We start from the raw sequence: 8,378 nt of genomic DNA, 5'->3' as shown, positions 1-8,378 counted from the left end.
TCCCCAAACAGTCGCGGCATCTCGATGAGTCCGATCTGGACACCTTCGTCGCCAGCAGACTGGCCGAGTTCATGCGGCCGCGATACATCGAGGTGGTCGACGCGCTGCCCAAGACGCCGACCGAGAAGATCCGCAAGGCCGATCTCCGTGAGCGTGGACGAGGAGCCAACACCTGGGCACGACCGGAACGCGTCCGGTCGGCTCCCACCCGGACGTGATGGCGCCCGTTAATTCTGAGCGAACCACGACCGCAGGATTTCATCATGATGAAGGACCGGCCGGTCGCCGGCGTTTCCGGGACGGAATCTCAACGGCCCGGCGCACGATCTCCGCGACAGGACGGCACTGATAGTAGACCGATGCCGTCAGCTGTCGAGGTCACCAGGGGAGTCTTGCGTAGGAAGACTTCGATAGCCCACGCCGCGCAGCACCGTGGCTACGAGTTGCGTCAGGTAGCTCTCTGTATGGGCGATCTCGGCGAGCCCCGGTGGCGTGCTCCGGACGTGGGTGGTGATGGCGCCGGCGATGAGATCGGCCACGAGGGTGGGCTTGATATCGGGGTCGATCTCACCTCGCTGCACTGCACGTCGGACGAGGGCTCGGGTCGACCGGACGTAATCCGGATAGTCGAGCTCGCCGATGACCGCAGCCAACTCTTCGTTGGACTGCCTGTCCAATATCAGTCGGCTGACCATCGTGCCTTCGATGCTCTGGGCGAACGCCATCCATTGTCGGGCGAACTCATGAAGGTCCAGCTCGAGGTTGCCGAGATTGATGTTTCCGACTGAGGGCGCGGCTGAGCGGACAGCGTCGACAAGTAGTGCGGCCTTGTTGGGCCAGCGTAGGTAGAGCGAACCTTTGCCGACACCTGCCCTTCGTGCGACCTCGTCGACGGYGAATCCGCTCCATCCGCGATCGCCGTATACCGTTCTGGCGGCGTCGAGCACCCGATCACCGAGATCAGGTACCCGTGGTCGTCCGACCGTGCGCGACGATGACGTCATAGGTCGTACCTTACCGCGACTGGCCGGTGACGCTGAAGCGATCTCATGTGACCCGAAGTCGCGTGCAGCAGGTATCAGAAAGTCTCCGTCCAAAACCGTCTCATCGCCGGCCCAGTCGTGGTCACAGTGACTGCGCGCGGCATCCGTCTCCTGAGAAGAGGAAGTCCCACGGCGAATTCGAACAACCGAAGGCCAGCCCGCTCGAGGTCGGGGAGAGTGACGGGGTGTCTCACCACATCCACGTCGGGCGGAGCACCTTCGATGGCGTACAAGCAAGGTACTGCGGTTGTGGGACGAATTTGTCGTCCGCTACGCAGCCACCATCAGATCATTGCCGTCAAACCAGTGGCGCCGGGTATCTAACTTCTTGGCCCAATTTAGCGCCTCGATCAGCCTAACGCGGGAATTCGGTCGGGGGGCTGTCGAACCAATCTCTGTAAATCGGATCATCGGGGGCGAACGCTCCCCAGTGGGATACGCGTGGAACGTTGACGATATCCCAATCGGAGTTGATCTCTCTGACGTCGATCCAGTCCCAGACGCAGGTGCGCCGAAGAATCTTCCAGACGCCGTCTCGCTTCTCGCACAGGTCCCGGTAGCGGCCCGCCTGAAACATGGTTACTTCGGGATCCTTGAACTGCACCACACAGATGAACATGCTTTCGCGTTTGGCCCGTGGGCCGTCGACTTCACACAGCACATTGCTGACGTGGTGATTGCAGCTGTGGATCTTGTCGTGCCAGGTCATGGCGGCATCTGCCCACCCTTGGCCGTCGCCGACGTAACCCCCGTGATCGTCGAATGAGTCCGGCCAATACGTGGATCGCATGAGTTCGCGATCGTGGCGGTCTGCACCTCGCACGTAGAGCATCAAGTTGTCGTTCAGTGCTTGCTTGTCCCAGAGATCGACCAATTGGTCGTCGTTTAACTTCATCGTTGCCTTCCCAGCGCATTGGACCTGCGCTCCGTACCCGATATCGTCCTTACCGTGCTGCCATCCGAATGGCACCATCCAGTCGAATCACCTCGCCGTTCAGCATCGGATTCTCGACGATGTGGCGCACCAGCGCGCCGAACTCGGCGGGGTCGCCGAGACGAGACGGGTGTGGAACCTGTGCGCCGAGTGACTGTCTGATGTCCTCCGCCAAGGTCTTCAGCAACGGCGTGTCGAACGTACCGGGAGCTATTGTCGCGACACGGATCTGATGCCGTGCGAGCTCCCGTGCGATCGGTAGAGCCATGGACACGATCCCACCTTTTGCCGCGGCGTATGCGGGCTGGCCGATCTGACCGTCGAAAGCTGCGACGGAAGAAGTATTGACGATGACTCCGCGCTCGCCGTCGACGCTATCGGTCTTCGAGATTCTTGCCGCGGCAAGCCTGATGACATTAAATGTGCCGGACAAGTTGATTCTGACGATGCGTTCGAAGTCGTCCAGGGGGAGCGGACCGGTTTTGCCCAGAACCTTTCCGGGCGGTCCGATCCCTGCACAATTGACCACAACCCGCAGGTTTCCCCGTTCCGACAATACGTCCAGCGCGCGAGTGACGTCGTCGGTGGAGGTGACATCGCCGGGCACGAACGTCAGTGCCCCCTTGTGTCGTTCTTGGACCTCGGGGCCGGGGGACGAGGGGAGGTCCAGGACGCCGACATGTGCGCCGGCTTCGATCAATCCCTCTGTGGTGGCAAGTCCCAGGCCTGAGGCTCCGCCTGTGACGAGTACAACCGTTCCGTCCAATCTCATGATGAAATCTCCTGTCTATTGTTGTGAATCAAAGCCGTTCGATGATCGTCGCATTCGCCATGCCGCCGCCCTCGCACATTGTCTGTAGTCCGTAGCGGCCACCGGTGGCTTCGAGGTAGGCCAGCATCGATCCCAGGAGGCGTCCACCGGAGGCGCCGAGCGGATGTCCGAGAGCGATCGCTCCGCCGGCAGGGTTGAGTCGGTCCGGATCGGTGTCGAAGTGGCTCTGCCACAACAGCGGAACTGATGCGAACGCCTCGTTTACCTCGTAGGTGTCGATGTCGCTCAGTTTCAGTCCAGTGCGGTCGAGAACCTTCTCGGTGGCCGGAATGGGACCGGTCAGCATCAGGAAGGGATCGCTTCCCACGACGGCAGAACTGTGGAACCGGGCACGGGGAGTGAGACCGAGTGCGGCCGCCTTGTCCTCGCTCAGGATGAGTGCGGCCGAGGCACCGTCCGTGAGCGGTGACGAGTTGCCCGCCGTGATCGACCAGGTGATCTCGGGAAAGCGGGCAGACAGCTCGGCAGTCTCGAACACCGGCTTCAAAGCCGACAGGGACTCGGGAGTTGTCCCGGGTCGAACAGTCTCATCGCGGTTGACCACGACCGGTGYCCCTGTGGCGTCGGTGGTCTCGACACCGATGATCTGATCCGTCTGTTGGTCGGCCGCGACCGTAGCCGCCAGGCGATGCGAGCGAGCCGCGTAGGCGTCCAACTGCGCGCGGTCGAATTTCCACCGTGCGGCGATAAGTTCGGCCCCGATGCCCTGCGGCACGAGTCCCTCGGGGTACCGAGACGAGAGCGGTCCGGCCGACGGATCCTTGCCGGCAGTGTTGGAGAACATGGGTGCGCGGCTCATCGATTCGGTCCCGCACGCGATCACGACGTCATAGGCTCCCGCGATCACTCCCTGTGCGGCGAACGCAGCCGCCTGCTGACTGGATCCACACTGACGATCAATCGTCGTCGCAGGAACGGAGACGGGGAATCCTGCAGCCAGCACGGCGGTTCGGCCGATGTTGAGGGCCTGTTCTCCGGACTGCGTGACGCAGCCCGTGACGACGTCGTCGACAAGTGCCGGATCGAGGTCGTGTCTCTCAACGAGGGTCTTCAGAAGGTCGGCGAGCAGAGTAGCCGGGTGTACGGCAGAGAGTGCTCCACCGTGCTTCCCTTTCGCGGAAGGAGTACGTACGACGTCGACTATGACAGCTGTGTTCACGAGGTTTCCTCGAATCGTGGTGGTGCATAAGAGTTACGGAGGGTGTGCGCATTTATCGAGGCGGTGTGGTCCCGATGACGCAGGACGGGACGAGCTCAATCAGGACGGGGCGCCATCACGTCCGGGTGGGAGCCGACCGGACGCGTTCCGGTCGTGCCCAGGTGTTGGCTCCTCGTCCACGCTCACGGAGATCGGCCTTGCGGATCTTCTCGGTCGGCGTCTTGGGCAGCGCGTCGACCACCTCGATGTATCGCGGCCGCATGAACTCGGCCAGTCTGCTGGCGACGAAGGTGTCCAGATCGGACTCATCGAGATGCCGCGACTGTTTGGGGACGACGAAGGCCATCACCTCCTGCTCACCCCACTCCGAGTCCACGCCCACCACCGCGCATTCCAGCACGTCGGGATGCTCCAGGACGGCCGCCTCGACCTCGACCGAGGAGATGTTCTCGCCGCGGCGCCGCAACGAGTCCTTGAGACGGTCCAGCAGGTAGTAGTTGCCCTGCGCGTCGCGACGGAACTGGTCTCCGGTGTGGAACCACAGGTTGCGCCACGAGGCGGTAGTCGCCTCCGGGTTTCCCCAGTACCCCGACGCGAAATGCCATGGCTCGACGGATCGCAGGACGAGCTCGCCGGCCTCCCCGTCTTCCACCTCGCGATCGAACTCGTCGACGATCCTGGCTTCGAACCCGTCTCGCAAGCGACCGCAGCTCTGCGGAATGCTGACGTCGTAGTCGACTGCGACGATCGGTGCACACACTTCGGTCATGCCCCATTGCGTGGTCACGAGAACGTCATGCCGTTTCTTGAAGTCCTCGACCTCCGGGATCACCGGGATCATCTGAACCCGTCGCAACGGCGTCGACTCCGGTTGGAAGTCTTGTTTTTGAATGAAGTTCGCCATCGCACCGAGCAACAGCGTGGCGGTGCACTGGTACTTCTCGATGTCCGCCCAGAAGGCATCGGTGGAGAACCGCTCGCGGAGCACGGCCCGCCCACGCACCCGCGCTGCGGAGATCAGATTGGCGCGGTAGGTGATGTGGGACGGCGGAAACGGGAGGTAAATGGCGTCCTCGTGGCTGAGGACGGTCGGCGGGAACACCCCGAACGCCGCTTCCTTCAGCTGAGCAAAGGGCACGATGACCCCCTTCGACAAGCCCGTCGTGCCCGAGGTGTACAGGATGCAGGCGGGCACGTGGCCAGGTATGGGGGTGCCGGACCCGGTCCCCGCCGACGCCGCGGAGACGCCCTTCGCTCCGAGGATGGCGTCCGCTCGAACGAAGTCGATCGAGGTGTCCGATTCGAGATCGCCGTCGCCGCCGATGACGACGACCTTCTCGATGTTCGCGGCGCGTACCAGCCCGTCGCGAACCGATGAGAGGTACCGCTGGTCGACGATGGCGACGCGTGCTCGGGTGTCTGAGACGATGTGGTCGAGCAGCGCACCGCGGTACGCCGGGTTGGCCGACGCCTCGATCGCCCCGACTCGCGAGATGCCGCACCACAACTCGACGGATGCCACCGACGACGCCACGAACGTCAAGACGGTGTCGCCGGCCGTCACGCCGAGCTCGGTCAGGGCGCGTTGCCACGCCAGGCCGTTCTCATGCAGCTCCCCATACGTTCTGGCCGGCCCGTCGACTTCCTCGATACAGATCGCCGCCGGCGACTCCGCTGCGATCTCGGCGATCATGTCGGGGTACGCCTCGGCCGTCTGCACTCGTTTGAAGCTCACTGACTCTCCTGACAGATGTTCACGATGACCGAGCGTCACGCCATCACCGGGATCGAATTGACATCGTGAGTGAGCGGCGTCGGGCACGGTTCGAGGTATGTGAAGGCTCACAATACTGACTACTGCCGTCCAAATCAATGCTGCGACTGGGCGCGGCCAAGTACGGCAAAAGCTGCCATAAATTCGGACGACGCGTGTCAGTATGTCGGAGTAGCGTGCCAAACCTAGAAACGGGAGCTCAGCATGGGAAAGCTGGACGGCAAAGTCGCCTTCATCACCGGCGCAGCACGAGGCCAAGGCCGTAGCCACGTGATACGGCTGGCAGAGGAGGGTGCGGACATCATCGCGGTCGATGTCTGTGGGCCCGTCGACGGTGTTCCCTACGGCATGGCGACCATGGCGGATCTCGAGGAGACCAAGCGTGCCGTAGAGGCACTGAACCGCCGGATCGTGATCGCCAAGGCCGACGTTCGCGACATGGAAGCCATGACGTCGGTTGTCGACGACGCTGTGGCCGAGTTGGGCCGGCTCGACATCGTGTCGGCCAACGCCGGTATCGCGGGGCCCTTCGCGAACGCCGAAAACCTCTCAGGCAGTTGGCAAACAACGGTCGATATCAATTTGAACGGCGTGTACAACACCGCGCGAGCGGCCATCCCGCACATCAAAGCCGGCGACCGAGGCGGTTCGATCGCGCTCACCAGTTCGACCGCGGGCCTGAAGCCGTACCTGAACGCTGCGGACTACGTTGCCGCGAAGCACGGGGTGAGGGGTCTGATGAAGGCCCTGGCGCTCGAGCTAGCCCCCCACTTCATCCGAGTCAACAGTATCCACCCGACGCAGGTCGACACCCCGATGATTCAGAATGCGGCCATGTGGAGGCTGTTCTGCCCCGACCTCGAGAGTCCGACCAAGGCTGACTTCGAAGCTGTCTCCCTCGCCACTAACGCGATGCCGGTGCCGTGGGTGGAGTCGATCGATGTCTCGAACGTATTGCTGTTCCTCGCCTCCGACGAGTCTAGATTCGTCACCGGCGCCGCGATTCCTGTGGACGCGGGTTGCAACCTGCTCTAGCAACATGGCACGACGGCCAGATTCCCCACAGCGGGAACGATGACGAACTCTCCGGGGCAAGGAGTGCCGCCTTGTGCCGGGGGAAAGCTCGACAACAAGATTGCATCCATCACGGGCGCGGTCCAAGGGTAAAGGGCGCAGCCGCGCGATCCGGTTGGCGCAGGAAGACGCCGACATGATCGCGGAGGACGACCGGTGACCGGTGAGTCGGTGACCTGTCCGAGGCGGCGTTCGTTCGGTCGCTGGGTTTGCCCGTGCATTCGGACAGTGCCTGGTAGTCGATCGTCGCGAGCGCCGCCCCGACCCACTGTCCGATAAGAAATTGCCGTGTGTCCCATTGTCGCGAAGCGACCACGATGAAACTTCCGTACGGCTGTTTCGGCGAGCTCTCGGTCACCACGAGACCGCGCGTCCCAAGGGGAGTGGTGTGGCGGGGCGATTCGTGCGAGTCGAGTCGTTGCTATCGAGGACAACCTCGCTTTGCGTTCCGCCGACCTTGGTCCCGCATCACGATCCGCACTTCCTAAATTGGACGGTACGTGTCAGTATGGTGGACGTCACACAGGTGGCGGTGATCGGCAGCTAGCCCGTGACACCTGGTCCGAGCAGATCAGCTCAGGCCGAATGCCATCACATCGGGCGCTGCAAGGCGCCACGCATCGACCTGAAACTGGAGCTTCACACATGGCGGGACGTATGGACGGCAAGGTCGTCGTCATCACCGGCGCGGCATGGGGGCAGGGCCGCGCGCACGCGGTTAGTCTCGCGGAAGAGGGCGCCGACATCATCGCAGTCGACATCTGCGAGTCGATCCCCACGGTGGTCCAGTACGGCGGTGCCACCCCGGAAGATCGCCAGGAGACCGTAAAGCTCGTCGAGGCGCATGGCAGGCGGATCATCGCCGAGCAGGAGTTCCGAGACGTCATCGATGTCAACCTCGTCGGGGTGTGGAACACCGTGATAGCGACCGCGCCGGTCTTGGTTGACGCCGGCAGCGGCGGGTCGATCGGCTCATCTCCTCCGGTAACGGGCTCAAGGGCGGCCCGTTCAACCTGCCCTGCACCGCGTCGAAGTTCGGTGTGACCGGGATGGGCAAGACCTTCGCTGCCGAGCTCGGCAAGCACCGAATCCGTGTCAACACCGTGCATCCGGGACCAGTCGACACGCCGAAGATGCGATGGATCCGGTCGGAATCTCCGATGCGGTCGTTTATCTGCTGTCGGATGAGTCCACCTGGACGACGGCACTGTCGATGGCCGTCGATGGCGGCGTCACGGCGTTCTGTGAGCCGGGAAGGAGCGCGGTAAGTGCCATGAACGTGGTCATTGTCTGAGTGCCGGTGGCTGATGCGCGGGCCGGCGACGTGGTGGTCGCGACCAACACCGTGTGGCACGGCAGCGCTCGGCCGTCGAGACTCGTGCTTCCCGTCATTCGACGGACGGCGTGATCGACCCTGCCGTGCCCACGACGAAACCGTCATGGACGTCGGTGACACCGCTGAGCACACCGAGTCAGTCAGCCCAGCAGTGGCGTACGTGAGGGACGGACACATTCGGCGGCAACGTCACATGCGTCTCGTCGCGCTCTGAAAACTGAAGTAT

At 63.0% G+C, this 8,378-nt stretch carries 7 protein-coding genes and 1 pseudogene; 3 read left to right on the top strand and 5 right to left on the bottom strand.

Features of this window, described 5'->3' with window-relative positions:
- Nucleotides 1–218, top strand: a 218-nt coding sequence (locus AC1DWT_RS47840) for an AMP-binding enzyme (protein WP_477925954.1), incomplete at its 5' end; no start/stop codon positions are given.
- A 147-nt stretch (nt 219–365) separates the two neighbouring features.
- On the opposite strand, the gene AC1DWT_RS47835 is transcribed toward AC1DWT_RS47840, so the two are convergent.
- The 5 genes from AC1DWT_RS47835 to AC1DWT_RS47815 form a co-directional block, all read right to left on the bottom strand.
- Nucleotides 366–947: a TetR/AcrR family transcriptional regulator gene (locus tag AC1DWT_RS47835; RefSeq protein WP_477925953.1), complete on the bottom strand. Its 582-nt coding sequence runs from the start codon at nt 945–947 to the stop codon at nt 366–368.
- Nucleotides 948–1,398: 451 nt separating this feature from the next.
- Nucleotides 1,399–1,938, bottom strand: a complete 540-nt coding sequence (locus AC1DWT_RS47830) for a nuclear transport factor 2 family protein (protein ID WP_061699914.1) — start codon at nt 1,936–1,938, stop codon at nt 1,399–1,401.
- A gap of 49 nt (nt 1,939–1,987) precedes the next feature.
- Nucleotides 1,988–2,749, bottom strand: a complete 762-nt coding sequence (locus AC1DWT_RS47825) for an SDR family NAD(P)-dependent oxidoreductase (RefSeq protein WP_061699913.1) — start codon at nt 2,747–2,749, stop codon at nt 1,988–1,990.
- Between the two features lie 28 nt (nt 2,750–2,777).
- Nucleotides 2,778–3,968, bottom strand: coding sequence for a thiolase family protein (locus AC1DWT_RS47820; RefSeq protein ID WP_477925952.1), 1,191 nt, complete (start codon nt 3,966–3,968; stop codon nt 2,778–2,780).
- A gap of 115 nt (nt 3,969–4,083) precedes the next feature.
- A complete protein-coding gene (locus tag AC1DWT_RS47815) occupies nt 4,084–5,703 on the bottom strand; it encodes an AMP-binding protein (RefSeq protein ID WP_477925951.1) in 1,620 nt (539 codons plus the stop codon).
- Between the two features lie 243 nt (nt 5,704–5,946).
- On the opposite strand from AC1DWT_RS47815, the gene AC1DWT_RS47810 reads away from it, so the two are divergent.
- On the top strand, nt 5,947–6,777 hold the full coding sequence (locus AC1DWT_RS47810) for a mycofactocin-coupled SDR family oxidoreductase (RefSeq protein WP_477925950.1): 831 nt from the start codon (nt 5,947–5,949) through the stop codon (nt 6,775–6,777).
- 684 nt (nt 6,778–7,461) lie between these two features.
- Nucleotides 7,462–8,110 (top strand): annotated as a pseudogene (locus AC1DWT_RS47805) (SDR family NAD(P)-dependent oxidoreductase).
- The last annotated feature ends 268 nt before the right edge of the window (nt 8,111–8,378 follow it).

It is taken from the genome of Rhodococcus sp. P4_B6, assembly GCF_056402215.1.
This window is presented reverse-complemented; position numbering and strand designations above follow the sequence as displayed.